The organism is Staphylococcus pasteuri (genome assembly GCF_030547725.1).
Lineage (GTDB): Bacteria > Bacillota > Bacilli > Staphylococcales > Staphylococcaceae > Staphylococcus > Staphylococcus pasteuri.
This window is the reverse complement of sequence record NZ_JAUOQO010000008.1, coordinates 47205-71501: the sequence shown is the minus strand read 5'-3', so window position 1 is coordinate 71501 and position 24297 is coordinate 47205. Positions and strand designations below refer to the sequence as shown.

Here is a 24297-nt window from a genome sequence, read left to right as displayed (position 1 = left end):
TGTCCAAATAACTATTTCTAATAAACAAAAGTCAATTATTACATTTGAACCTTCTTCTAATCAGACTAATAAAGTTAGTCTATCTGAATCCAAGTCAGTGAAGGTAGAAGAAAATAGTTTTAAAACGATAAAAGATAAAAAGTCACAATTACCTGATACAGGTAGTATAAATACTGGGACAACACGTACTACCAATCTGTTAATATTAATTTTAGGTTTAACAATTTTGAAATTTAGACGCAAAAAGAAAGACTTCTAATTTGACTTAGTATAGAATTGAATAGTAATAAAAAGTTTTTAAAATTACTAAAAATTAGAGGTATATTATGTATTACTTCATTGCAATTTTCACTAGTATTAGTTCAATTAATTGATGGCATTATAGGAATAACTATAAAAAATAAATTAAAAACATTTGGACCATTTTCATTAGCAATTATAGGTTTTATTTTATTGACTTTTATATAACTACAACTTAATTACCAATATTAAAAAGGTTAGACCATTCATTTGGTCTAACCTTTTTATCTTAACTTTAACGTAAATCATCAATAGCTTTTGCAATGGAATCAAATACATGAGGAATATCAGATTTTTCAACACAACTAAACGCAATACGTATATCAGTTTGATTTAATGCAATAACACCAATTGAATATTGTTCAATCAGATGTTTACGTAATGTTTCAGGGTCAACATCTTTAACTTTAATCGCCATGAAATAACCAGAATTAAAGTCATAAGCTTGCCAATGTGAAGCATATTTTTCGTCGTAAACTACTGATTTTGTAACTTCATATCGTTCACGTAAGGTCGTAATATTTTGCTCGATTTCTTTATTAAATTGATCGTTATTCTTCAATACATGTTTAACTGCACTTTGTGATGGAAGAGGTCCACTTGAAATATTACTGCGAATTAGACCTTTAGTTTTTGCTTCCAATACATCTTTTGCAATTTCATCTTTAACACTAAATGTGATAAATCCAACACGGAATCCCCAAGCAAAGAATTCTTTTGTAGCACCGTCTAATCGTACAGGTAACACATTTTTAGAATTGATATTAGTTAATGCAGTGAATAAGGATTGTGTATATACGTCTTCGTAAAACAAACCATAATAAGCGTCGTCGATAACAGCTACAACTTGAGTTCCTTTACTAGCCAATTGTTCAATAGCTTTAACAATTGTTTGTACTTCATCTTTATTAGGTGTATAGCCAGTTGGATTGTTAGGATAATTAAGAATCATTACTACTTTATCTTGATTATAAGATTCTAATGTTTTAACTAACTCATCAGTAGTATAATGTCCATTTTCATCAAAAATTGGGTAAGTTGAAATATTTGCATTATTACGAGTATCAAAAACAAGTTTATAATTTCCCCAATTATGTTCAGGTAATAAAACAGTATCTCCAGAATTTATAAATAAATCTGCTACAAGTGAAAGACCATGTGTAAGTGCGTTAGTGACAATTGGACGTGTCATTACTTGTTTAGTTAAATCTGGATTGTCTTTTAACATTTTTGCTTGCCATAAGTCACGTAATTCTTCGACACCTTGAGGTGGTGCATAAGGAAAAATTTCATCTGGTGTTAAATCATTAAACATTTGATTTAATGAATCTGCATACATTTTACCTTTATCATTAGTTGCCATCCCAATAGTTGCATTATATTGAGTACTTTTAGCTTCAGCAGATTGAGAAAGTATACCTTTTGGATAAAACATTTTTTGACCCAAATCAGAAAGCATATGTAAAATTTCTGGATTTGAATTATTAAGTTGCTCATTTAAATTTTGGGCTAATGGGTTCATATTGAATAACCTCGCTTTTATAAAATAAAGTTATTATCTTTATATTAGCTTGAATTTAACTAAAGATAAAGTATTCTTAGTTAAGATTTAGTTATTGAAAAGATTTTCTAATATAAATACGAACATACGTTCTGTTTTTGTGTTAAGATAATCTTAGGTCATCGACATATATGACACTTTGCATTTGGGAGGTGTAGTATAATGACGTGGTGGCAAGATGGAATTATCACTTTATTAACTGGTGGACTACTAGTTGTCTTTAGAATTTGGTTAGAAATCAATTGGAAAGACAAATAGATGACCGTACACAAAAATAACCCCAAGCCTGCTGGTACCAGGTTTGGGGTTGTGTAGTATAATTTGTGGATACAAATTTATAGTAACATTACGTTAAACATATCGCAATCAATATAATATATGAATGGAGTACATCTATAAAACAAAATTTGATATAATTTATACTATTGAGGTGAGTACAGTGAAGCATATGACTAAAATATTTGTAGTATTAGCAGTCTTATTATTCATTATTGGTTATTACTTACAAGCTACAGGTAACGAATCTTCAGGAATAAAACTTCTACTTGCAGCCATTATGTTTATGATTTGTGCATTTATTAGTAGAAATAATGATCGTCGTAATAGGAAATGATATTTTAGGTCAATTGAATAATTTATTTTAGACAGTATGAAAATGTTCATACTGTTTTTTTACTGTGTATATATATTGTCTATGCATTTAAATGTTCTAGTTAAATTCTCTATACAGTCATTTTAATAGTTACCCTTTACAAAAGTGTATATAGTGTGTATATTGTATATATACAGAAGAAAAGAGGGACATCAATGAAAATTATTTTGAAAAACACCAGTGAACATCCCATATATGAACAAATTAAACAACAAATTAAAGAGAATATTTTAAAAGGATACGTATCTTCAGGTGAACATTTACCTTCAATGCGTGAGTTAGCAAAAGATTTGCAAGTGAGTTTAATTACAACTAAACGAGCTTATGAAGATTTAGAGAAAGATGGATTTGTAACTACGATAAGAGGTAAAGGCACATTTGTAAAAGAGCAAGATAATTCAATTCTTAAAGAAAAACAGTTCTTCGTTATTGAGAATTTAGCTAAATCAATGACTAAAGAAGCGAAGACAATTGGAATGTCTTTGGAAGAACTTCAAGAAATTCTTTCTTTAATATATGAGGAGGAATAATTATGAACGCTATAGAATTGAATAAAGTTAATTACTCGGATCATAATTTTCAACTTAAAAACGTATCTTTTGAAGTACCTCGTGGATTTGTGACAGGATTCATTGGTGCTAATGGTGCAGGGAAAACAACAGTCATACGATTAATTATGGATTTAATGCAATGTGATAGCGGTAGTATTTCGATTTTAGGGGATAGTATGATAAATAATCCTATTGATTTAAAGAATAAAATAGGTTTTGTTTATTCTGAGACTTATTTCAATGAAAAGTGGTCTATAAAGAAATTAGAAAGTATCATATCTCCATTTTATAAAAAATGGGATAAAGATTTATTTCAACATTATCTACATAAATTTGAATTACCATATAAACAAAAAATCAATCAATTTTCTACAGGTATGAAAATGAAATTGTCTCTTGCAATTGCTTTTAGTCATCATTCAGAGCTATTTGTATTAGATGAACCAACATCAGGATTAGATCCCATAGTTAGAAATGAAGTTTTAGAAATTATTCAACAAGAACTGATTGATGAAGAAAAAACAGTTTTTATTTCAACACATATTATTTCGGATTTAGAAAAAATTGCAGATTATTTAGTATATATACGAGATGGAGAAATCATATTAAATGATTCTTTAGAAGATTTAATTAATCAGTTTAAAATAGTCAAAGGTTTTAATGAGGACCTTGATAATGAGTTAGAAGACCTATTGATTTATAAAGAAAGTAGAAGAACTGGTTATAAAGCATTAACGCAGTATGCTAGTACATTTAAAGAACTGTTTGGTAGTCAAATTGAAATTCAAAATCCTAGCATTGAAGAATTGATGATTTACTTAGAAAAATATAAAAGTAATTCCACTCATGCCTTTACTAAAGAAAGTGAGGCTATCAAATGAAACAACTTTTGATTAGAAATGTAAAATTAAGATATTTAACATTATCTTTATACACAGCACTCATTTTATTTTATCCAATTTATATATTTTTAATGAAACCTAATCCGTTATTAAAGTCAATGTTTGCAATACCAATAGGATTAGTTTTAATGATTGTATCTTTACTTGATGCAGGTCATCTATTTAGATTTCATAGACGATTAGGTGGCGACAAAGCATTTTTATTTTTTGCTAGTTTACCAGTCTCTAGAAAAAATATGTTAAATGCAAATTATATTACATGTATATTATTTACTTTATTTGGTGCAGTAGTCATAACTTTATATGGTTACGAATCAGACTCAATACAGACAAATTCAATTTACTTTTCTACTACATATGCTTATATTGTAGCGAACTTTTTGTCTATTCCAATCGCATTTAGGAAGAGTACTGAATTTAAAACAGAACGTGTATCTTATATAGCATATATTATTTTAATTATGTTTGTATTACCTTTTCTTTTATCCGTTATACTCATTTTAATTAATTATATATTTTTAAACCATAGTCAAATTCCATACTTTTATTCATATTTTTTAAATTATGGATTTTTAGTTTTAAGTCTCATAGGTTTAATTATTAATTACATCATTCAAATAAATAAAATAAAAAAACGTACTCATTAAAGGAGGTCTACGATGAAATTAGAACAAATTACAAAAAAGTATGGACACAATACGGTAATTGATCATATCGATTTTGATTTCGGCAATAGTCAGATAGTAGGGCTAATTGGTAAAAATGGTGTTGGTAAAACAACTTTAATGAAAGTAATGAATGGAAATATTATTAATTTTGAAGGTAAAGTTAATTTGCCAAATGATGAAAATGTAGGTTATTTAATAGAACACCCTAAATTGTATGATAATAAAACTGGTTTATATAATTTAAAATTATTTGCACAAGTATTAGGTAAAGGTTTCGATAAAAAGTATGCTGATCACATTATAGATGCTTTTGGTATAAGACCTTATATCAAGAAAAAAGTTAAAAAATATTCAATGGGAATGAAACAAAAATTAGCAATTGCGGTGTCTCTAATGAATAAACCTAAATACTTAATTTTAGATGAGCCAACAAATGGTATGGATCCTGATGGTTCTATAGACGTACTTAAAACGATTCAATCACTTGTTAAACAATTAGAGATGAAAATTTTAATTTCTAGTCATAAGTTAGAAGATATTGAATTGATTTGTGATAGAGCAGTATTTTTAAGAGATGGCACATTTGTGCAAGATGTGAATATGAAAGATGGTGGACCTAAAGATAGTACAATTATTACGATTGATAAAGAAGACTTTGGAAAATCATTAGAAATATTGACAGAAAATTTCCATGTTCAACAATCTAGTAAAGATAATGGTGAGATTATTATTAAAGCACAAAGTAACTATAAAGATGTAATACAATCACTTGCTAAACTCAATATTTATCCTAAATATATTGAAACACGTAAAAGCTCATTACGTGATACTTACTTTAATATCAATCAAAGAGGTGATAAATAATGAGAGCGTTACAATTAGTAAAACACGATTTAATAAGTATTATTAAAAGTCCACTTACGTATATTGCGTTTATACTTGTGGTAGGTTTAACTGTTTTTCAAGCTACGATGATGGCAAATTATAATCCTGGTCATAAAGTGAATTATACGATGGTATTTATTATGGCCAATTGGTTATTCTTATTCGCTGGTTTATTATTTATCATTAAAACAATCACTAGAGATTATTCACAAGGTACAATTCAATTATACATGAACAAAATGAGCAGTAGAATTGGTTATATTATTGCTAAAACAATTTCTATGATCTTAATTTCATTTTTATTTACATTAATTCAATATTTAGTAATTATTATTATAGAAGCAACTACTAAAGGTAAAAGTATAGATGGAGATAACTTTTTAACAAATATTTGGTTTTACCTTATCTTCTTCCTATTCTTTGGTTTATTTTTATTCTTAATTACATTAGCAGTTGAGAAACCAGCTGTTATATTTACTTTAGGTATATTCCTATTATTAATTGTTCCATTTATCCAACCACTTGTTGGATTAATTCCAAATATTGGTGATGACATTCATAAGTCATTTAAATATATTCCATTCACTTATTTGACTGAGAAAATGACTTCATCAGATATATCATTTTCACATTGGCAATGGTTTATATCTATAGCGTCAATTGTAGTATTATTTATTGCAAATGTATTATATGCCGCAAAACGAGATATATAAATTGTTATCATCCGGGGCTATATGGTCCCGGTTTTTTATGTAGAAGAAACATGTTAAAAATTAAATTGGAGACTAATTTAAAAAAGATGAAGCTACTTAAAATTAAATAGCTTCATCTTAAATATGATTTATTTATATAGCATTTGATCGATGATTGAATTATACACAGCACTCCAAAAAGATGAGTCTGTTTTATATCGATTAGAAATAATTAAATGTGTTTCTTTTACTTTATCATCATAATCTGGATGTTCTTTACTTGGTAATGTGTCTTCGCGTAAGTTTGTCACAAACGCTTGAACTTCTTTAGCGCGTGGACCCCAAACTGTTTCTTGTTCGTATTGATCATTTAAAAATACAAAAATAGGTATAGAACGAGATTTTCCATTTGTTAAATATTGATCGATAAGTTGAATATCATCATCGCGGTGGAATACTTTTACATGTAAATTTAGAGCTTCGGCGATATGCTTAAGTATTGGTAGATTCATCATTGCATCGCCACACCAATCTTCTGTAATTACTAATACATTAGAATAATTAGAGGATTTTAATTTTTCTAATCTCTCATCATCTTCAGGTAACTTAAAAGAATTATAAATAGAAACTAGATTATCTTTATTTTCTTGCATTTGTTCAATATAAGGTCCGATGTCTTGGCTTTTTTTGAAATATGTTTCTAAACGAGTCATCGTAAAAACCTCCTTTAATTATTTTATACATTATACCAATTTCTAAAGTGTAAATAAATTAAAATATTTTAAAAATTCTCTCATTTAATGAAAAGTATGACGTAAGATGAAAGTAAATAAACCTTATGCTATATTTAATATAATAAGTCGAAAGTGGTGACCATCATTGCGTATACAGAATCGTTGGGTAATTACGATACTATTTTTAATTTTAAGTATCTTACTTCTTATTGGTATTTCAATTTATAACAATATAAAAACTGTCGATTTATCAAATACTTCAATAAATGGTATACATTTAAATGATCAATTTCATAAGAAAAATTATAAGGTAAATAAAAATATTAAAGTAGATCGTTATACGTTCTATAATCATAGAGAACATAATGATTTAACGTTAAAAGTTCATAAAAAGAAAAATATCGTAAAAGGAATTGTACTAGTTAAAGATAAAGATGTTCCTACTAACTTTGATGTTAAAATTGGTAGCCATATTGATCAAGCTATTAATTCCTTAGGTAGTAATTATCAAAAAAATAAAATAGGTAAAAATTATCAATCTATTACATACAGAGACCGCTATAACCACATGAAATTAAATATTTTATATAAAGATGGTATAGTAAAACGTATCGAGTTTTTTAGTAAGTAGAGAATAGTTGGACATTAGTATTGCAACTAATATAGAAAAATTGGCAGAAAGAGTGACAATACTATGGATAAAATCACATTTTTAAATGAATTAGAAGTATCCCTAGATGAACTTCCCAAGAAAGAAAAAGATAAAAAAATGTTTGACTATGAACATTATTTTTATGAAGAAGAATTGAAAGGAAAGTCTGAAGCAGAAATAGTAAAAGAACTTAAAGAACCTGAGGATATAGCTAAACAAGTTAAAGCTAGTAGTGCGATTGAATATGCGGAAGTTAAACCGACTTTTCATAACATCATTAGAGCTGTTACAGCCTCACTAAGTTTAGGTTTATTATCTATATTTTTAGTTCTAATCCCAGTATTTTTAATTAGTTTGATATTTGTGATGTTATTGATTGTTTCAGTATTTTTAATTTTTATGCCTCTAATTTTAGTTATATCTTCCATTTATAAAGGTATACATGATTCTACCAGTAATATTTTATTTTCTATTGCATATTCTGGTTTAGGATTAATGTTGATAGTCTTAACTTTTAAAGTGTTAGAAGGAATTTATAGACTTATTTTAAAATATTTGAAATGGTATATTAAAACAATTAAAGGACGCGTTCAAAGATGAGAAAGCTAATGTTTTCAGGTCTTATCATTTTTATTGTTTTCTTTATAGGTGCAACTATCATATGGTTTACCTTTGAGAAACAAAATTATGAAGAAAAGAAATTTAATGAAACCTATCCGAATTATAACTTTAAAAATATATCTATAAAATCAGAATATGCTAATGTTAAGTTGGTAAAAGGTTCAAAATTTAAGGTTAAATATAATGGAGACAGCAACGTTAAAGTTAATAAAAACAAAGAGAATTTAAAAGTGACAGAGAAAAAGAATGTAAATAGAGGATATGCTATTAATTTAAATCCGTTTAGAAAAAGAGAAAACTTAATAGTTATTGAAGTGCCAGAAAAAAAACTTAATAATTTGACTATGGACTCTATAAGTGGAGAATACACAATAGAAAACATAAAAAGTAAACAGGTTAGATTCACAAAATATGCTAACAGTTTAAGTAAAATGTTTATTAAAAAAAGTGAATTTGAGGATTCTGATCTCAAAGCTAAAAATTTAGAGTTATCAATGAATAACACCAAAATTAAAGATACTCATATCAATATAGATTCAGGTGATATCAAAGCTCGAAATAGTAGTATTAATAATTCCATATTCTTATTAAATCAAGGGAATATTAATTTTAATAATATGCCATCTGAATCTGATATAAAAGCTTCTACAAAAGATGGAAATATTAGTTTTAAATATAAAGATAAACCGCAAAATACATTATTGAAGTTACAGCCAAGTAAAGGACAATCTTTAATTAAAAATAAAAACTTCCATGAAAGTAAAGTAGGTAAAAGTAACAATGTTTTAGAATTTTATACTGTTGATGGAGATATTACGATTAAATAAAAATGAGATAAGTACAAAAGGAAAATTTAAATTTCCTTTTGTACTTTTTTATTTTTAATATGTTGCAAATTTTAAGTCGCTATCAATCATTCCTTCAAATGATGTTTGTTGTAATTCAACACCATTTAACCAATCATTAAAATTAATTGAAGATGGAGCCTTATTTTCACCTAAAGTCATCCATGCAGTTAGGGATTTTGGCTCATACATAGAAGTATGAATAGTGCCTGACCAACTTCTGAAAAGTTTACTATATATATTGTATTGTGGATCGTTAAAGAGTTTAAATGTCTTATGTTTATCTAGTTGAGGATGAGTTTGTTTAACTGTACGTGCCAACCGTTCTTTAGATTCTTGAGTATAGTTTCGATTTTCATGGGTTAATATTTCATAATGATTAGTGCAGATATTATCATATCGTACTTGAATATCTCTTGGTGTAACTTCAACTATTGCATGATTTAATTCTTTATCCATTAAAATATAACTGAAAGAACTACGGTGTGGAAGGTCTTTTAATAGTTGAATGGCTTCATCTACATTTTTACAAAGTTCTAATATTAATCTTCCAATCATATAGCAAACAAAGCCATTATCAGGCTTTTTACGATGCATAAAATTATATGCCATAACTAAACCGGCTTCGTTCATTCCATCCATTCTTCCAGTGACTCTCGACGTAGGACCGATTTGTGCTAATCCTCCATCATTAGGTCGAAATAGTAAGTATCTACCATCATATGTTGCAGGGTGATAGTCATAATTTCGAACAATATAATCTTGTCCTCTAAATACAGTACAACCACTATCTTTTAAATCTGTGAAACGATAATGAGCAAAATTTAAAATCATTTGTCGTGTAGGTAATTTTAGTACATCTTGCATTCCCATAATTTCTTCCCAAATTTTTGGCGCATATGTTTGAAAGATTGAGTGGGTTTCATTAATATCTATATCAAATCGAGGTATTCTTTTTTTCCATTCTTGTTCGCGATTCTTTAATAATTCGGTTTGTTTTAACCAATTACCGGTTTGTACACCTAAATCATAGTGAGACCCTCTATGGGTCATTATATCGGTTTGGACTTTTTGCATTATTAATATGCTCCTTAAGAAAAATTTACATATTGTAATTAAATATTAATATTACTTTAATTGTAATTAATAGTAATAATATATATAATTAAGATGTATTTAGTTGCTATCGTGCAAATTAGAAAATAGCTTATTTTGAGGTGATATAATGTATAATGCTTATCGAAGAGCTAAAAATGCTTTCTCTAGATGGTGGAACGGATAACATTTAATAATTTTTTATGACGACTGATTTTTAAATCAGTCGTTTTTTTATATGTCTATACTATCATAAATTTGATGAAATGAAGCTTATATATTATCAGTACAAAGGGTATGTATTTATTGATTACGATAAATATGCTATCATATGGTATTGTAGATATGCATATCAAATATAGAGGTGAATTTTAATGTGGAACTTTATTAAAGGTTTATTTAAATTTGTATTTAGTTTAGTAGCTATTACTACAGTTGTTGCAGGTGTAGGTGTAGTTGCATTTGCTTATATTTTCAAAAAAGACTTTGAAGATATCGAAAGAAAAACTAAAGAAATCGTTTCAGATATCGAAAATAACAATTAATTTGGCTTCAAATTAATTAAGAGTCACTGATGAGATAATCATCAGTGGCTTTTTTATTTAATCTTAAAATAGTTTTTAAGAAGGAGAAATAGCTATAATATCTAATATAGAGAGCTTATATTTCTCAGAAGAATGTGATTGATAGCCTTCAACTTCAAAAGTAATGGCATCGATACGCTCAATATTAAGTTCGATTGATTTAAAGTAACCAGCGTCATAATATTTAACGATAACAGGTTGGTTTAATTGAAGGGATTGATGTAAACGAAAATTCAATTCAGATAATTGGTCTTCTGAAAGTATGGGGCGTTCAATTTTATTTTGGTCAATAATATATTGATATATTGTTTCAAATTGCTCTGGTAGTGTAGCAAATGGTGCCCATTTAACCATGCCACGTCCCTTAGGAATATCTCTATCTAATTTGTTACGTGGTATATTTCGATAATCCAATTGACTATTATTTAAATCATTAATCATCTTTCAATCACCTCGATATTTATAATTACATTATACGAACATATGTTCTATTTTGCAAGATTTAATTTCCTATTCCATTAAAAATAGTCTCTCAACACATTCGAATCAATTTAAATTAAGCCTCACATATTTTTATGTCGTAATTTGTACTTAAAAGTTTGTCTTTAGACGTCTAAATTTAATAGAATAGAGATAAGTGAAATGGAGGCGTTTTAAAATGACAAAAGGTTATATCGGTTCATATACTAAAAACAATGGACAAGGTATTTATCAATTTGATTTCGATGAACAACAAGGCCAAATGACACAAGTAGAAACAGCAAATCAAATAGAGGCATCTACTTATTTAACAAGAAACGATCAATTTTTATATGCGATAACAAAAGAAGGCGATAATTGTGGTGTTGCAAGTTTTAAAATTGGAAATGATGGTCAATTAACATTAATAAATAAATGCTTAGCTTCGCAAAATGGAACAGGTTGTTATATACAAGTATCGACAAATGGTGCATTTCTATTTGAAGCGGTTTATGGTGCAGGATTAGCAAGAATATATAAATTAAACCCTACTACGGGAAAAATAGAAAAATTGATTCAAGAATTAGAACACGATTTTCCACTTGGACCACATGAAAGACAAGATCATGCTCATGTTCATTTCTTAAATGAAACACCAGATGGTAAATATGTAGTTGGAACAGACCTGGGTACAGATCGCATTGTGGCATATACTTATGGAGATAATGGTCTAAACGAACATGCTGTTTCTCAGTTTACCCCAGCTGATGGAACTCGACATATTGCTTTTCATGAAAACGGAAATTATGCATATGTCGTACATGAATTATCAAATATCGTAAGTGTGACAAAATATAATGATGGTCATTTTGAAGAATTGGAACGTCATTTAACGATTCCTGAAGATTATAAAGGTGCCACAAAATTAGCAGCGGTTCATTTATCACATGATCAACAATTTTTATATGTAAGCAATCGTGGCCATGATAGTATTGCGATTTATAAAGTATTAGAAAATGGGGCTAAACTTGAACTTGTCGATATTGTATTAAGTGGCGATGAGTTTCCACGTGATTTCAATATTGCTGAATCAGATCAATATTTAATTTGCGCGCATCAAGAAGGTCAATCTAAAGTAACTGTATTTGAAAGAGATAAAAATAAAGGAACATTAACTTTAATAGATGAGGCAACAAATGCGCCAGAAGGTGTTTGCGTTATCTTTTAACTATAAGATTGAATCCCTCAAGTTGCCATAACTTGAGGGATTCTTTATACATAAATATTAATTTTTGAAAAAGGCTTTAATATACTTGAGTTTTCCTTTATAAGGTGGGAAGTATAGACTTGATTCTAGGCGTGTTGATTTAAAAGTATAAGATTTATCATGGGAAAATGTATCAAATGAATATTTTCCATGATATTGACCCATACCAGATAGACCAACACCACCAAATGGTAAATTTGGATTAGCTAAATGCATTAATGTATCATTAATTGCACCACCACCAAATGAAAGCTCATTAAGCACACGATGAGTGGAGTTTTCGTCTTCGCTAAATAAATAAAGACTTAATGGTTTAGATCGTGCTTGAATTATAGAAAATGCTTCATCAAATTGTTCATAACTAATGATAGGTAGTAATGGACCAAATATTTCTTCTTGCATAATTAAATCAGAAGTCTCAACATCATCTATAATAGTCGGTTCAATGTATAAGTCAGATTCATCGCTATGACCACCAAACACAACTTTGTTTTGATGCTGTGTAAGTATATGATTTAGACGATTAAAGTGTTTATTGTTTACGATTCTTCCAAAATCTGGACTATTTTGAATTTGCGAACCATAAAATTCTGTAATTGTTTGTTTCAATGATTTAATAAAATCATTTTTTACTTTTTTATCTACCAAAATGTAATCAGGAGCAACACAAGTTTGGCCTGCATTTGTAAATTTACCAAAAGCAATTCTTTCACTAGCTACTTTTAAGTTAGCTGTTTCATCTATAATGACAGGGGATTTACCACCGAGTTCAAGTGTAACCGGTACAAGATTTTCGCTAGCAGCTTGATAAACAATTTTACCTACTTTTTCACTACCAGTGAAAAACATGTAGTCAAAAGGTAAATGGATTAAATCGTTTGTTTCTTCAATTCCACCTTCAACAACTGCAATATATTCAGGTTTAAAAGTGTTTTCGATAATTTTACGAATAACTGAAGATACATTTGGTGTAAGCTCAGATGGTTTAATAATTGCAGTATTACCTGCAGCAATGGCGCCTATTAAAGGTTCAAAAGTTAATTGAACAGGGTAGTTAAACGGACCAATAATTAGTACAGTCCCATATGGATCTTTTTTAATATAACTTTTAGTAGGGAAAAGATATAACGGTGTATCTACTTGTTTAGTTTTAGAACAATTTTTAAGTTCTTTACGTGCTAATTTAATACTTTTTAATAAAATCCCAATTTCAGTAGCATAAGCTTCGACGTTACTTTTACCTAAATCGGTATGTAAGGCTTCAAGTAAATCATTTTCATAATGCTTAATACTTTTACTTAGCATTTTTAATTGGTGCTTTCTAAATTTAATATCTTTAGTTTGATGTGTACTGAAATACTGTTTACTATTGTTAAATAATTGCTCAATTGAATTCAAACAGATAAACCTCCTTAATATTTAGAATAATCAAGATTTTTTACATCTCCCAAATATATTCATAACATATCTATACCCTAATTTAACAAAAATAATTTTGCATTTAATGAGTGAAAAATAAAAAAACTGAAGCATTGTTAAATGCCTCAGTAAAAATGATTAACTATTTTTTGAATTTATCATCTAATTATTTTGTTAATGCTTCAGTAATTTGTGGTACAACTTGTTTCTTACGAGAAACGACACCAGTTAAGAACGCCATATCATCTTCTAATTGAACATTAAATGCTTCTCCAACTTTGTCTTTTTCAGCACCTACAACTAAGATTTTAGAATCACTGTTAATGATATCAGTTACAACTAAAACGAATAAGTCATATTTTTCTTCGGCACTTGTTTCAAGCATAGACTTTTCTAATTCTTCTTTACGATTTAAAACTTCGTCGATATCAACTGTATTAACTTGAGCAATACGTGTTACATAATCTCCCATAGTGAATGATTTAGCATCCATATCTAATAATTCATCTGCTGATTTATCTGTAGTAGAAGCACCAGCTTTTAGCATTTCTAAACCATATGCATCTAAATCAACATTTGCGATGTCTTTTAAAGCTTGAGCAGCATTTACGTCTTCCTCAGTACAAGTAGGAGATTTGAATAATAAGCTGTCTGAAATAATTGCTGAGATCATTAGACCAGCGATTTCAGGTTTGATTTCAAATCCACGTTCTTTATACATTTTGTAAAGGATTGTTGCTGTACAACCAACAGGCTCAGCTCTGTAATATAAAGGACTAGCTGTTTCAAAGTTAGCGATTCTATGATGGTCAACAACATGCTTAATTGTTGAATCAGCAATAGAGTCAGCACTTTGTTGGAATTCGTTATGGTCAACTAAAATTACTTCTTGGCCATCTAAATTGTCTTCTAATAATTCTGGTGCTTTAACGTTAAAATGATCTAAAGCAAATTGTGTTTCAGCACCAACTTCACCTAAACGGTAAGCTTTAGCATTAGTATTACCAGTTTGTTGTTCGAAATCAGCCATAATAATTGCTGAAGAAATTGCATCTGTATCTGGGTTTTTGTGTCCAAAAATGTAAGTATTTGCCATTGATAAATATCTCCCTTATTCATTGTTAATTTATTAATATTATATATAGTTATTTTAGCATGACTTTAGCTCATTCTTCTACCTCTGCGCCCAATGAGTTTTCAAAATGTGATAAAGCCCATTGATGACCTGACTGGTTGAATGATGCTACGCCTTTACTAGGTACGCGAATAGCATACCCTAAATTATAAGCTGATATAGCCGTATGTAATACACATATATCAGTACAAACACCAACGATTTCAACTTTATTAACATTTCTTTCGCGGAGTAAACTATCTAAAGGTGTACCATAAAATGAATCATATCGTGTTTTGTCTAAAAAATGAACATTGTTTTGAGTCTTAATAGATTCATAAAGTTTACCGACCTCACCATAAAGTTGTCGTCCTACCGATCCTTCAATATTATGGGGTGGAAATAATTTTGATTCAGGGTGAAAATCATCATTCTCATAATGTAAATCCATCATAAAAAAGATATCGTCACGGTTTTCATTAAATTGATTTATACGGTTTACGAGAAAGTTTTCTAATTTTTGTCCAGGTACGCCACAAGTTAATTTTCCATCGTCAGCTATAAAGTCTACTGAATAATCTACTATAATTAATGCTGTTTTAGTCATTTTATAACATCCTCTCTAAATCAAGCATATCAAGCTATTTCGATATAAAAGTCATTTAATTTGGTTAAGTTAATTAAAATATTCATCTAATTGGTCTAAAAATGTTTTATAAGATTAATCATAGTATATATATTTATTAAGAACACTACAATTAATTATTAATCGAAGGAGATATTGCATGTTCATAAATGTGAAAGACTTTGGCGCAGAAGGTCATAATAAAGCGAAAGATACAAAAGCAATACAGCGTGCACTTAATAAAGCTAAAAATGGTGAACATACAGTTTATATCCCACAAGGGACTTACCATATAGGTAAAGCATTAGTGATATATGATTCAACAACATTACTATTAGATGATGAAACAAAATTATTGAGATGTAGTAAAGACGCGCTTTTGAAAAATGGGAAACCGTATATTTTCTATCGTGGATACACTGGTAATAGTCACATACATATTAAAGGTGGAACATTTGATATGAATGGAAGTAAGTATCCTTATAATAATACTGCGGTGTGTGTTGGTCATGCAGAAGATATACAATTTATTGGTGTTACATTTAAAAATATTGTTGGAGGTCATGCAATTGATGCGTGTGGTATAAATGGACTACGAATAGCGAATTGTTCATTTGAAGGATTCTTAGATGTTGATGGTGACCGTTTCTTCTCAGAAGCAGTCCAATTAGATATTCAAGTACCAGGTGCTTTTCCCAAATTTGGTACAACTGATGGGACAATTACTAAAAATGCAGTTATAGAAAATTGTTATTTTGGACCTTCAGATGATGTTAAAATGAAATCTTGGAATAGAGCTATTGGTTCACATGCATCTAGATATGATTGCTTTTACGAAAACATTCACATTCGAAATAATATTTTTGATAGTATTCAAGAATACGCGTTAACTCCATTAAAATCACAAAATACATTTATTTCTAAAAATCAGTTTAAAAATTGTAATGGGGGTATACGCTTTTTAGGAGTAAAGGATGGCAAGAATGCTGCTGATGCATTCACAGGTCAAGATATGGGTGCACAAGCGGGTACAAACTTTAATGTAATAGGTAATGAATTTATAGGGAAAATGAAAAAAGATGCTATTCATATTAGAAGCTATAACAATATAAAACATAATAATGTATTTATTGCTGGTAACACATTTCATGATAAAACACAGAAGATACATCTTGAAGACATTAATCATCTCACTTTAAATCAAGTTGATCATTTAGTTACTATCGAAAAAGAGAATGTTGAAAATATTAAATAAAAATAAAAGTGCTATTTTCATTAGAATACTAAAATGAAAATAGCACTATTTACATATAATTATTTCCTAAATGCACCGATTAGTTTTGTTTCAAAATCTAATGTATTTAAGATAGTTATTACTTTTTCAATATCATTAGATAATTGGGCCTCTGCTTGTACAAAAAAATGATATTGACCTAGCTTGGTTTTAAGCGGGCGTGATTCAATCCAAGATAAATTAATATTAAATAAAGCAAAGGTATTTAATATACTAGCTAGTAATCCAGGTTTATCAAACTTCGGAGTAATTAAAAACATAGTAGTATTTGCATTTACATCAAATTGGGCATGGTTTTTAATAATTAAGAAACGTGTCGCATTATGTGGAAAGTCTTGTATATGTGTATCTAATTGTTGAAAACCATAATCTTCACCACTATTGACAGGTGCTATGGCACCTACATGTTTACTAATCATTTCAAATCCTTTTACAGTACTATCTACATAATCGTAATCAAAGTGATGATTCATAATATAATTTGATGTCTGACTTATAGCGGGTGCTATAGAATAGACTTTTTTAATATCTTCAATTTGGCTACCTGATTGTCCATATAACGCAAAATCAATATCTAAAAGGAGTTCACCGTGTGCATAAACGTCTTGTTTAGCTAGTGAATCAGCTACGATATTAATGGTTCCTTCTATAGAATTTTCAATAGGTACTAAACCAATAGTATCGTCATCCTGTGATGCACATTTAATAACCTCATATAAATTAGCTTTTGGTACAAAATCGATATTTTGCAATTTCAATTGTTCAACATATTTTTGAGAAGCCAAATACGAAAATGTACCTTTCGGACCTAAATAATATATCTTCATACCTTCACCTCGAATGATTTAATGGAAAGGGCACTTCGTCTCATTCGATTTTTTATAGAAAAAGTTAGGGTCTCGCATCGTATTATCAAAGCCATGATGATAATTTTTTGTAAGCGTAGGTGAAATCGGTGGTGCAAGCCAAGACCATTTTCCTGTAACTTGTCGTTGATGTTTTTCTTCATTTTTTTCAAACATTTCAAATTGTTTAGAAGCAGTTAAATGATCCACGATTGACACGCCATGTGCTTTAAAAGAATGGTAGACCGCGTAATTGAGTTCCAGTAGTGCTCTGTCATTATTAAAAGAATTATTTTTAAGTGTATCAAACTCGAACGCTTCTGCAACCTTTTCTAACAAATTGTATCTATAACTATCAGTAAAATTCCTAACCCCAATTTCAGTAACCATATACCAACCATTAAATGGTGCTGTAGGGTAAGTTATTCCACCAATTTGTAAGTCCATATTTGAAATGATAGGGACAGCATACCATTTTAAATTCAATTCTTTTAATTTTGGATAATTTTCATGTTCAATAGGCACTTCTTTAATCAAAGATTTTGGATATTCAAAGTATTTAATTGGACCTTCACCAATTTGATAAATTAGTGGTAAAACGTCGAAATCTCCACCATCACCTTGCCATCCTAAACGTTGTGCAAGTTGAGTGATTTCACGTTCTGATGGATCTCCTTTTTCTTCATAACCTGCATAGCGAATTAACTGATTGTTATAAATTTTGGGCGGATGGTCTGGATGGAAAATAGTGATGTAAGGTTTAATTTTTCCGCCATTAGTACTTTTTTCAATATGATTACATATAGAATCAATAAAATTACTTTCTTCGGTAATATCTCTTGCGTCGTTAACATTAAGTGATTCCCAAAATAATCTGCCAATACATCTGTTCGAATTTCTCCAAGCCATCTTAGCACCATAAATTAACTCATCTGTAGTATGTCTATATGTTCCAGTTTGTTGAATGCTTTCTGTCACTTCATTGATTCGTTTGTCGATATCTTCTTGAGAATAATTGAGTTCTGAATACATTGTTTTAATAAATGTCGTTGCTTTGTCTATTAACATTTGAAACACCTCATAAGTATTATAATCTACAGATAGAAAATGCACATTCAATAAATTCAATTGTCATGAATTTGTCGTAACGTTCAGCATAAAAATACCGTGATAGATAAAAGTTATGTAATGAATTATTAAATTGAAAACATGATTGGGTTATAATCTCAGTTATTACCTAGATAAATTGAATTATGATAAAATAATTATAAAAGAATGGTCGAATGGAGAGATACGAGTGTACCAATTTGAAGACGACAGTTTAATGCTACAAAATGATTTATATCAATTAAATATGGCAGAAAGTTATTGGAATGATGGCATTCACGAGAGAATGGCTGTTTTTGATTTATATTTCAGAAGTATGCCTTTCAATGGTGGATACGCTGTATTCAATGGTCTTAAACGTGTAATTGATTTTATGGATAATTTTGGATTTTCAGATACTGATATTGAATATTTAAAAACTATCGGTTATCAAGATGATTTTTTAAACTATCTTAAAAATTTAAAATTCACAGGACATATTCATTCAATGCAAGAGGGTGAAATATGTTTTGGTAATGAACCTTTGTTAAGAGTTGAAGCACCATTAATTCAAGCACAACTTTTAGAGACAGTATTATTAAATATAATTAATTTCCATACATTGATTGCTACTAAAGCAAGTCGTATTCGTCAAATTGCAAGTGACGATATATTAATGGAATTTGGTACTAGACGCGGCCAAGAACTAGATGCAGCCTTATGGGGGGCTAGAGCAGCATACATAGGTGGTTTTGATTCAACAAGTAACGTAAGAGCAGGAAAACTATTCGGTATTCCTGTTTCAGGAACACATGCGCATGCTTTAGTACAAACTTATGGCGATGAATACATTGCTTTTAAAAAATATGCTGAACGACATAAAGATTGTGTCTTTTTAGTAGATACATTCCATACACTAAAATCTGGTGTACCTACAGCAATCAAAGTAGCTAAAGAATTAGGAGACAAAATTAATTTCATAGGTATTCGATTAGATTCAGGTGATATTGCATACCTTTCAAAAGAAGCGCGTCGAATGTTAGATGAAGCTGGATTTAAAGATGCTAAAATTATTGCTTCTAATGATTTAGACGAAGAAACAATTACAAGTTTAAAAGCTCAAGGCGCAAAAGTAGACTCATGGGGCGTTGGAACTAAATTAATTACCGGATTTGATCAACCTGCTTTAGGTGCAGTGTATAAATTAGTTGCTATAGAAAATAGTGACGGCACATATAGTGATCGTATTAAATTATCTAACAATCCTGAAAAAGTAACTACACCAGGTAAGAAAAATGTTTATAGAATTATAAATAAAAAGACAGGTAAAGCAGAAGGAGATTATATAACGTTACATGGTGAAGACCCTAGAAAAGAAAAACCATTAAAATTATTCCATCCTGTTCACACATTTAAAATGAAATTTATCAAAGATTTTGAAGCCATTGATTTACATCATTCTATTTTTGAAAATGGACAACTCGTATACGAATTGCCAAGCGTACAAGAAGCTCAAAGTTACTTAAATGAAGGACTTAAAACATTTTGGGATGAAAATAAACGTTACTTAAATCCACAAGAATATCCGGTTGATTTAAGTACAGCTTGTTGGGAAAATAAACATAAACGCATCTTTGAAGTAGCAGAACACGTAAAAGAAATGGAGGAAGATCATGAGTAATTTACAAGACATTGTAGTAAAAGAAATGAAAGTAAAACCTCAAATTGATGTTGAAACAGAAGTGCAAGAAATTAAACATTTTATAAAAAAATATGTACAATCACATGATTTTATCAAATCATTAGTATTGGGTATTTCTGGAGGACAAGATTCAACATTAGCAGGTAAACTAGTACAATTAGCTGTAAATGAATTACGTGAAGAAGGTAGAGCGTGTCAATTTATAGCAGTTAAACTTCCATATGGTGTTCAATCAGATGCAGACGAAGTTGAAGATGCATTAAAATTTATTAATCCTGATCAAACGATCACAGTTAATATTAAACCCGCTGTAGATATGAGCGTTAAATCATTACAAGAAGCGGGGATCACTTTAACAGATTTCCAAAAAGGAAATGAAAAAGCACGCGAACGAATGAAAGTACAATTTTCTATTGCCTCAAAAAAATCTGGAATAGTTGTTGGCACTGATCATTCAGCTGAAAATATTACAGGTTTTTATACGAAATATGGTGATGGGGCAGCTGATATAGCTCCATTATTCGGTCTAGATAAACGACAAGGACGAGCGTTACTAAAATATTTAGATGCACCTGCACATTTATATGAAAAAATTCCAACTGCAGATTTAGAAGAAGATAAACCTCAATTACCTGACGAGGAAGCATTGGGAGTAACATATAATGAGATTGATGATTATTTAGAAGGTAAAGAAGTTTCAAGCCAAGCAAAAGAGAAAATTGAAAATCATTATATTAAAAACGCTCATAAACGAGAACTCGCATACACTCGTTATACTTGGCCTAAAAACTAAATTGAAAATCGATACATTGAATCGTAAATATACATGAGCATGTTGGTATATGTTTACGGTTCAATTTTGTTAATTCACATAAAATGAAAATAAAACATTGATATTAATTTAATAGAATGAATTTTAACTTTGACGTGACAAAGATTAAAATGACTGTTAAAATAATTTGGATTTCAAGTAAGAAAAGGGGAATATTATGTCAGCGATTGCTCAAAATCCCTGGTTAATGGTGTTTGCAATCTTTGTTATTAATGTATGCTACGTTACATGTTTAACAATGAGAACAATATTAACTTTAAAAGGGTACCGTTATGTAGCTGCGATTGTAAGTTTCGTTGAAGTTTTAATTTACGTCGTAGGTCTAGGATTAGTAATGTCTAGTTTAGATCAAATTCAAAATATTGTAGCTTATGCATTTGGTTTTTCAATAGGTATCATTGTTGGTATGAAAATTGAAGAAAAGCTTGCGCTTGGATATACAGTTGTCAATGCAACATCTTCTGAATACGAGTTAGACTTACCAAATGAACTTCGTAATTTAGGTTATGGTGTTACCCACTATGAAGCATTTGGCCGTGATGGAAGTCGTTTGGTGATGCAAGTATTAACGCCAAGAAAATATGAATTAAAATTAATGGATACTATTAAAAACTTAGATCCTAAAGCATTTATTATTGCTTATGAACCAAGAAATATTCATGGTGGATTCTGGGTTAAAGGAGTGCGTAAGCGTAAACTTAAAGCATACGAACCAGAAGAATTAGAAAGTGTTGTTGAACATGAAGTTCAAAGTTAATGACAACGAAACCATTGCAGATTGTCTGAAACGAATGAAAGATGAAGGGTATATGCCAACAAGACGAATCGAGAAACCCATTTATAAAGAAAATAAAGACGGTAGTCTTGAAGTACTAAAACAAGATATTATTTTTATCGGTAAAAAAATAACAGAATAATATTTAAGAAAACCACTCTAATCTAATGATTTGAGTGGTTTTTAATATTGATAATTGTGTTCACTTTGAAGATGAAATAAAATATGATTATAAGTATATTAGAATTACACAAATAAGGTTGATTCTGTTAAAATAAAAAGCGAAAGATAAAAGACGAACTATAAACGGAAATTCGTTTTTAATGTACAGTTTTTAGAAATAAAATTATAAATACACATATGATAGGAGCTTAAACAATGATTGAACGTTATTCTAGAGAAGAAATGTCGTCTATTTGGACAGACCAAAACCGCTATGAAGCATGGCTTGAAGTTGAAATTTTAGCATCAGAAGCATGGAGCGAGTTAGGATATATTCCTAAAGAAGATGTTAAAAAAATACGTCAAAATGCCAAAGTAGATGTTGAACGTGCAAAAGAAATTGAACAAGAAACAAGACATGATGTTGTAGCATTTACTAGACAAGTTTCAGAAACATTAGGCGACGAAAGAAAATGGGTTCATTATGGATTAACTTCTACAGATGTAGTTGATACAGCATTAAGCTATGTCATTAAACAAGCAAACGATATTATTGAAAAAGATTTAGAAAGATTTATTAAAGTTTTAGAAGACAAAGCAAAAAATTATAAATACACTTTAATGATGGGAAGAACACATGGGGTACATGCTGAGCCTACTACATTTGGTGTAAAAATGGCATTATGGTATACAGAAATGCAACGTAATTTAAAACGTTTTAAAGACGTTAGAGAAGAAATTGAAGTAGGAAAAATGAGTGGTGCTGTTGGTACATTTGCTAATATTCCACCTGAAATTGAAAGCTATGTATGTAAACATTTAGGTTTAGGTGCAGCACCAGTTTCAACACAAACATTACAACGTGATCGCCATGCTTACTATATTGCAACATTGGCACTGATAGCTACTTCTTTAGAAAAATTTGCAGTAGAAATCAGAAACTTACAAAAAACTGAAACTCGTGAAGTAGAAGAAGCATTTGCTAAAGGACAAAAAGGGTCATCAGCAATGCCACATAAACGTAATCCTATCGGTTCTGAAAATATCACTGGTATTTCTCGTGTTATACGTGGTTATATCACTACTGCATATGAGAACGTTCCATTATGGCATGAACGTGATATTTCACATTCATCAGCTGAACGAATCATGTTACCAGATGTAACAATTGCTTTAGATTATGCATTAAATAGATTTACTAACATTGTTGATCGTTTGACTGTGTACGAAGAAAATATGCAAGCGAATATTGATAAAACATTTGGTTTAATTTATTCTCAACGTGTACTACTTTCACTTATAAATAAAGGTATGGTACGTGAAGAAGCTTATGATACAGTTCAACCTAAAGCGATGAAATCTTGGGAAACTAAAACACCATTTAGAGAACTTATTGAACAAGATAGCAAAATCACAGATGTATTATCTAAAGAAGACCTAGATGAATGCTTTAACCCTAAACATCATTTAAATCAAGTAGATACTATTTTCAAAAGAGCTGGCTTAGAATAATAAGTGATTAACTTAAAATCCTATACTTTTTATCATAAAACTACTACACTTTAACTTATTAGTAAGTTAAAATGATAAAAGAATATGCATATAGGAGCTGTTACGATGCAAATTGAAAAATTACGCGGGGATGCATTAAATGAATTGTTTGATGCAATTCTTACATTAGAAAATAGAGAAGAATGCTATCAGTTTTTCGATGATTTATGTACAGTGAATGAAATTCAATCACTTTCTCAACGACTTCAAGTAGCTAAAATGATTAAACAAGGATACACATATGCAACTATAGAACAAGAATCTGGCGCATCTACGGCAACAATATCTCGTGTAAAACGTTCTTTACAATGGGGTAATGATGCTTACACAATGATTTTAAATCGATTAAATATCGATACAAAAGAATAATATAAGATGAAACGATCGCAACATTAAAGTTTAACGACGATAATATGTTGACGAT

General features: G+C 29.5%; 29 protein-coding genes. 20 read left to right on the top strand and 9 right to left on the bottom strand.

Annotated features, from left to right (window positions below):
• Nucleotides 1–97: 97 nt before the first annotated feature.
• Entirely contained in the window at nt 98–259 is a 162-nt protein-coding gene (locus tag Q4528_RS09970; protein ID WP_156156332.1) for a hypothetical protein, read from the top strand.
• A gap of 276 nt (nt 260–535) precedes the next feature.
• Here the strand turns inward: Q4528_RS09970 and Q4528_RS09965 are convergent, their stop codons facing one another.
• Nucleotides 536–1822, bottom strand: coding sequence for an aminotransferase class I/II-fold pyridoxal phosphate-dependent enzyme (locus tag Q4528_RS09965; RefSeq protein ID WP_303521411.1), 1287 nt, complete (start codon nt 1820–1822; stop codon nt 536–538).
• 201 nt (nt 1823–2023) lie between these two features.
• Between Q4528_RS09965 and Q4528_RS09960 the strand changes: the two genes are divergently transcribed.
• The 7 genes from Q4528_RS09960 (at nt 2024) to pmtD (ending at nt 6232) form a co-directional block, all read left to right on the top strand.
• Nucleotides 2024–2119, top strand: coding sequence for a Trp-rich small protein (locus tag Q4528_RS09960; RefSeq protein ID WP_017638086.1), 96 nt, complete (start codon nt 2024–2026; stop codon nt 2117–2119).
• A gap of 181 nt (nt 2120–2300) precedes the next feature.
• Entirely contained in the window at nt 2301–2474 is a 174-nt protein-coding gene (locus tag Q4528_RS09955) for an SE1626 family protein (RefSeq protein WP_029056035.1), read from the top strand.
• A 194-nt stretch (nt 2475–2668) separates the two neighbouring features.
• Nucleotides 2669–3043 (top strand): PSM export ABC transporter transcriptional regulator PmtR, encoded by a 375-nt coding sequence (gene pmtR, locus Q4528_RS09950; RefSeq protein ID WP_017638084.1) that lies wholly within the window; start codon nt 2669–2671, stop codon nt 3041–3043.
• Between the two features lie 2 nt (nt 3044–3045).
• Nucleotides 3046–3945, top strand: a complete 900-nt coding sequence (gene pmtA, locus Q4528_RS09945) for a phenol-soluble modulin export ABC transporter ATP-binding protein PmtA (protein WP_046467411.1) — start codon at nt 3046–3048, stop codon at nt 3943–3945.
• On the top strand, nt 3942–4613 hold the full coding sequence (gene pmtB, locus Q4528_RS09940) for a phenol-soluble modulin export ABC transporter permease subunit PmtB (protein WP_029056034.1): 672 nt from the start codon (nt 3942–3944) through the stop codon (nt 4611–4613). Before pmtA ends, pmtB begins: the two co-directional genes overlap by 4 nt.
• Before the next feature lie 12 nt (nt 4614–4625).
• Nucleotides 4626–5498 carry a phenol-soluble modulin export ABC transporter ATP-binding protein PmtC gene (pmtC, locus tag Q4528_RS09935; RefSeq protein ID WP_303521409.1) on the top strand — a complete coding sequence of 291 codons (873 nt, stop codon included), beginning with the start codon at nt 4626–4628 and terminating at the stop codon, nt 5496–5498.
• On the top strand, nt 5498–6232 hold the full coding sequence (pmtD, locus tag Q4528_RS09930; protein ID WP_046467413.1) for a phenol-soluble modulin export ABC transporter permease subunit PmtD: 735 nt from the start codon (nt 5498–5500) through the stop codon (nt 6230–6232). The genes pmtC and pmtD overlap by 1 nt, the downstream gene beginning before the upstream one ends.
• A gap of 128 nt (nt 6233–6360) precedes the next feature.
• On the opposite strand, the gene Q4528_RS09925 is transcribed toward pmtD, so the two are convergent.
• Nucleotides 6361–6924: a thioredoxin family protein gene (locus Q4528_RS09925; protein WP_046467414.1), complete on the bottom strand. Its 564-nt coding sequence runs from the start codon at nt 6922–6924 to the stop codon at nt 6361–6363.
• Between the two features lie 166 nt (nt 6925–7090).
• Between Q4528_RS09925 and Q4528_RS09920 the strand changes: the two genes are divergently transcribed.
• The 3 genes from Q4528_RS09920 (at nt 7091) to Q4528_RS09910 (ending at nt 9045) form a co-directional block, all read left to right on the top strand.
• On the top strand, nt 7091–7576 hold the full coding sequence (locus Q4528_RS09920; RefSeq protein ID WP_303521404.1) for a hypothetical protein: 486 nt from the start codon (nt 7091–7093) through the stop codon (nt 7574–7576).
• A gap of 63 nt (nt 7577–7639) precedes the next feature.
• A complete protein-coding gene (locus tag Q4528_RS09915; protein ID WP_017637750.1) occupies nt 7640–8197 on the top strand; it encodes an HAAS signaling domain-containing protein in 558 nt (185 codons plus the stop codon).
• Nucleotides 8194–9045 carry a DUF4097 family beta strand repeat-containing protein gene (locus Q4528_RS09910; protein ID WP_046467416.1) on the top strand — a complete coding sequence of 284 codons (852 nt, stop codon included), beginning with the start codon at nt 8194–8196 and terminating at the stop codon, nt 9043–9045. The genes Q4528_RS09915 and Q4528_RS09910 overlap by 4 nt, the downstream gene beginning before the upstream one ends.
• A 54-nt stretch (nt 9046–9099) precedes the next feature.
• On the opposite strand, the gene Q4528_RS09905 is transcribed toward Q4528_RS09910, so the two are convergent.
• Nucleotides 9100–10140: a C45 family autoproteolytic acyltransferase/hydrolase gene (locus Q4528_RS09905; protein ID WP_046467417.1), complete on the bottom strand. Its 1041-nt coding sequence runs from the start codon at nt 10138–10140 to the stop codon at nt 9100–9102.
• A gap of 392 nt (nt 10141–10532) precedes the next feature.
• Between Q4528_RS09905 and Q4528_RS09900 the strand changes: the two genes are divergently transcribed.
• Nucleotides 10533–10703, top strand: coding sequence for a hypothetical protein (locus Q4528_RS09900; protein ID WP_017637889.1), 171 nt, complete (start codon nt 10533–10535; stop codon nt 10701–10703).
• Nucleotides 10704–10778: 75 nt separating this feature from the next.
• On the opposite strand, the gene Q4528_RS09895 is transcribed toward Q4528_RS09900, so the two are convergent.
• Entirely contained in the window at nt 10779–11183 is a 405-nt protein-coding gene (locus Q4528_RS09895; RefSeq protein WP_037555615.1) for a YolD-like family protein, read from the bottom strand.
• A 217-nt stretch (nt 11184–11400) separates the two neighbouring features.
• On the opposite strand from Q4528_RS09895, the gene pglS reads away from it, so the two are divergent.
• Entirely contained in the window at nt 11401–12429 is a 1029-nt protein-coding gene (gene pglS, locus Q4528_RS09890; protein WP_046467418.1) for a 6-phosphogluconolactonase, read from the top strand.
• A 57-nt stretch (nt 12430–12486) separates the two neighbouring features.
• Here the strand turns inward: pglS and Q4528_RS09885 are convergent, their stop codons facing one another.
• The 3 genes from Q4528_RS09885 to Q4528_RS09875 all read right to left on the bottom strand — a co-directional run bounded on the left by Q4528_RS09885 (nt 12487) and on the right by Q4528_RS09875 (nt 15608).
• Entirely contained in the window at nt 12487–13866 is a 1380-nt protein-coding gene (locus Q4528_RS09885) for an aldehyde dehydrogenase (RefSeq protein WP_303521401.1), read from the bottom strand.
• A gap of 187 nt (nt 13867–14053) precedes the next feature.
• The gene (locus Q4528_RS09880) at nt 14054–14983 is read right to left on the bottom strand and encodes a manganese-dependent inorganic pyrophosphatase (protein ID WP_029056023.1); all 930 of its coding nucleotides are present in this window, start codon (nt 14981–14983) and stop codon (nt 14054–14056) included.
• Between the two features lie 70 nt (nt 14984–15053).
• Nucleotides 15054–15608: a cysteine hydrolase family protein gene (locus Q4528_RS09875; RefSeq protein ID WP_017637884.1), complete on the bottom strand. Its 555-nt coding sequence runs from the start codon at nt 15606–15608 to the stop codon at nt 15054–15056.
• Nucleotides 15609–15786: 178 nt separating this feature from the next.
• Between Q4528_RS09875 and Q4528_RS09870 the strand changes: the two genes are divergently transcribed.
• The gene (locus Q4528_RS09870) at nt 15787–16881 is read left to right on the top strand and encodes a glycosyl hydrolase family 28-related protein (RefSeq protein WP_072291870.1); all 1095 of its coding nucleotides are present in this window, start codon (nt 15787–15789) and stop codon (nt 16879–16881) included.
• A gap of 59 nt (nt 16882–16940) precedes the next feature.
• Here Q4528_RS09870 and Q4528_RS09865 read toward each other — a convergent pair whose 3' ends face one another.
• Both Q4528_RS09865 and Q4528_RS09860 read right to left on the bottom strand, forming a co-directional pair.
• Entirely contained in the window at nt 16941–17747 is an 807-nt protein-coding gene (locus Q4528_RS09865; protein ID WP_046467421.1) for a prephenate dehydratase, read from the bottom strand.
• Nucleotides 17748–17765: 18 nt separating this feature from the next.
• Nucleotides 17766–18833: a nitric oxide synthase oxygenase gene (locus Q4528_RS09860; RefSeq protein WP_303521396.1), complete on the bottom strand. Its 1068-nt coding sequence runs from the start codon at nt 18831–18833 to the stop codon at nt 17766–17768.
• Nucleotides 18834–19062: 229 nt separating this feature from the next.
• Here Q4528_RS09860 and Q4528_RS09855 point away from each other — a divergent pair, with 229 nt between their 5' ends.
• The 6 genes from Q4528_RS09855 (at nt 19063) to Q4528_RS09830 (ending at nt 24242) form a co-directional block, all read left to right on the top strand.
• Nucleotides 19063–20532: a nicotinate phosphoribosyltransferase gene (locus Q4528_RS09855; RefSeq protein ID WP_017637880.1), complete on the top strand. Its 1470-nt coding sequence runs from the start codon at nt 19063–19065 to the stop codon at nt 20530–20532.
• Nucleotides 20525–21346: an NAD(+) synthase gene (gene nadE / locus Q4528_RS09850; RefSeq protein WP_046467423.1), complete on the top strand. Its 822-nt coding sequence runs from the start codon at nt 20525–20527 to the stop codon at nt 21344–21346. The genes Q4528_RS09855 and nadE overlap by 8 nt, the downstream gene beginning before the upstream one ends.
• Nucleotides 21347–21542: 196 nt before the next feature.
• A complete protein-coding gene (locus tag Q4528_RS09845; protein ID WP_046467424.1) occupies nt 21543–22142 on the top strand; it encodes a DUF2179 domain-containing protein in 600 nt (199 codons plus the stop codon).
• Entirely contained in the window at nt 22120–22302 is a 183-nt protein-coding gene (locus tag Q4528_RS09840; RefSeq protein ID WP_029056018.1) for an NETI motif-containing protein, read from the top strand. Before Q4528_RS09845 ends, Q4528_RS09840 begins: the two co-directional genes overlap by 23 nt.
• A gap of 236 nt (nt 22303–22538) precedes the next feature.
• Nucleotides 22539–23834 carry an adenylosuccinate lyase gene (gene purB / locus Q4528_RS09835; RefSeq protein ID WP_046467425.1) on the top strand — a complete coding sequence of 432 codons (1296 nt, stop codon included), beginning with the start codon at nt 22539–22541 and terminating at the stop codon, nt 23832–23834.
• Between the two features lie 105 nt (nt 23835–23939).
• Nucleotides 23940–24242 (top strand): YerC/YecD family TrpR-related protein, encoded by a 303-nt coding sequence (locus Q4528_RS09830; RefSeq protein WP_017637875.1) that lies wholly within the window; start codon nt 23940–23942, stop codon nt 24240–24242.
• Nucleotides 24243–24297 lie beyond the last annotated feature (55 nt).

Bases quoted from the DNA above. Each gene is read 5' to 3' on its own strand.
- pmtB (WP_029056034.1), top strand. From the start codon at position 3,942: ATGAAACAACTTTTGATTAGAAATGTAAAATTAAGATATTTAACATTA.
- Q4528_RS09900 (WP_017637889.1), top strand. From the start codon at position 10,533: ATGTGGAACTTTATTAAAGGTTTATTTAAATTTGTATTTAGTTTAGTA.
- Q4528_RS09875 (WP_017637884.1), bottom strand. From the start codon at position 15,608: ATGACTAAAACAGCATTAATTATAGTAGATTATTCAGTAGACTTTATA.
- Q4528_RS09905 (WP_046467417.1), bottom strand. From the start codon at position 10,140: ATGCAAAAAGTCCAAACCGATATAATGACCCATAGAGGGTCTCACTAT.
- nadE (WP_046467423.1), top strand. From the start codon at position 20,525: ATGAGTAATTTACAAGACATTGTAGTAAAAGAAATGAAAGTAAAACCT.
- Q4528_RS09925 (WP_046467414.1), bottom strand. From the start codon at position 6,924: ATGACTCGTTTAGAAACATATTTCAAAAAAAGCCAAGACATCGGACCT.
- Q4528_RS09965 (WP_303521411.1), bottom strand. From the start codon at position 1,822: ATGAACCCATTAGCCCAAAATTTAAATGAGCAACTTAATAATTCAAAT.
- Q4528_RS09915 (WP_017637750.1), top strand. From the start codon at position 7,640: ATGGATAAAATCACATTTTTAAATGAATTAGAAGTATCCCTAGATGAA.
- Q4528_RS09910 (WP_046467416.1), top strand. From the start codon at position 8,194: ATGAGAAAGCTAATGTTTTCAGGTCTTATCATTTTTATTGTTTTCTTT.
- pmtR (WP_017638084.1), top strand. From the start codon at position 2,669: ATGAAAATTATTTTGAAAAACACCAGTGAACATCCCATATATGAACAA.
- Q4528_RS09870 (WP_072291870.1), top strand. From the start codon at position 15,787: ATGTTCATAAATGTGAAAGACTTTGGCGCAGAAGGTCATAATAAAGCG.
- Q4528_RS09880 (WP_029056023.1), bottom strand. From the start codon at position 14,983: ATGGCAAATACTTACATTTTTGGACACAAAAACCCAGATACAGATGCA.
- purB (WP_046467425.1), top strand. From the start codon at position 22,539: ATGATTGAACGTTATTCTAGAGAAGAAATGTCGTCTATTTGGACAGAC.
- pmtD (WP_046467413.1), top strand. From the start codon at position 5,498: ATGAGAGCGTTACAATTAGTAAAACACGATTTAATAAGTATTATTAAA.
- Q4528_RS09865 (WP_046467421.1), bottom strand. From the start codon at position 17,747: ATGAAGATATATTATTTAGGTCCGAAAGGTACATTTTCGTATTTGGCT.
- Q4528_RS09830 (WP_017637875.1), top strand. From the start codon at position 23,940: ATGCAAATTGAAAAATTACGCGGGGATGCATTAAATGAATTGTTTGAT.
- pmtA (WP_046467411.1), top strand. From the start codon at position 3,046: ATGAACGCTATAGAATTGAATAAAGTTAATTACTCGGATCATAATTTT.
- pglS (WP_046467418.1), top strand. From the start codon at position 11,401: ATGACAAAAGGTTATATCGGTTCATATACTAAAAACAATGGACAAGGT.
- Q4528_RS09845 (WP_046467424.1), top strand. From the start codon at position 21,543: ATGTCAGCGATTGCTCAAAATCCCTGGTTAATGGTGTTTGCAATCTTT.
- Q4528_RS09895 (WP_037555615.1), bottom strand. From the start codon at position 11,183: ATGATTAATGATTTAAATAATAGTCAATTGGATTATCGAAATATACCA.
- Q4528_RS09960 (WP_017638086.1), top strand. From the start codon at position 2,024: ATGACGTGGTGGCAAGATGGAATTATCACTTTATTAACTGGTGGACTA.
- pmtC (WP_303521409.1), top strand. From the start codon at position 4,626: ATGAAATTAGAACAAATTACAAAAAAGTATGGACACAATACGGTAATT.
- Q4528_RS09860 (WP_303521396.1), bottom strand. From the start codon at position 18,833: ATGTTAATAGACAAAGCAACGACATTTATTAAAACAATGTATTCAGAA.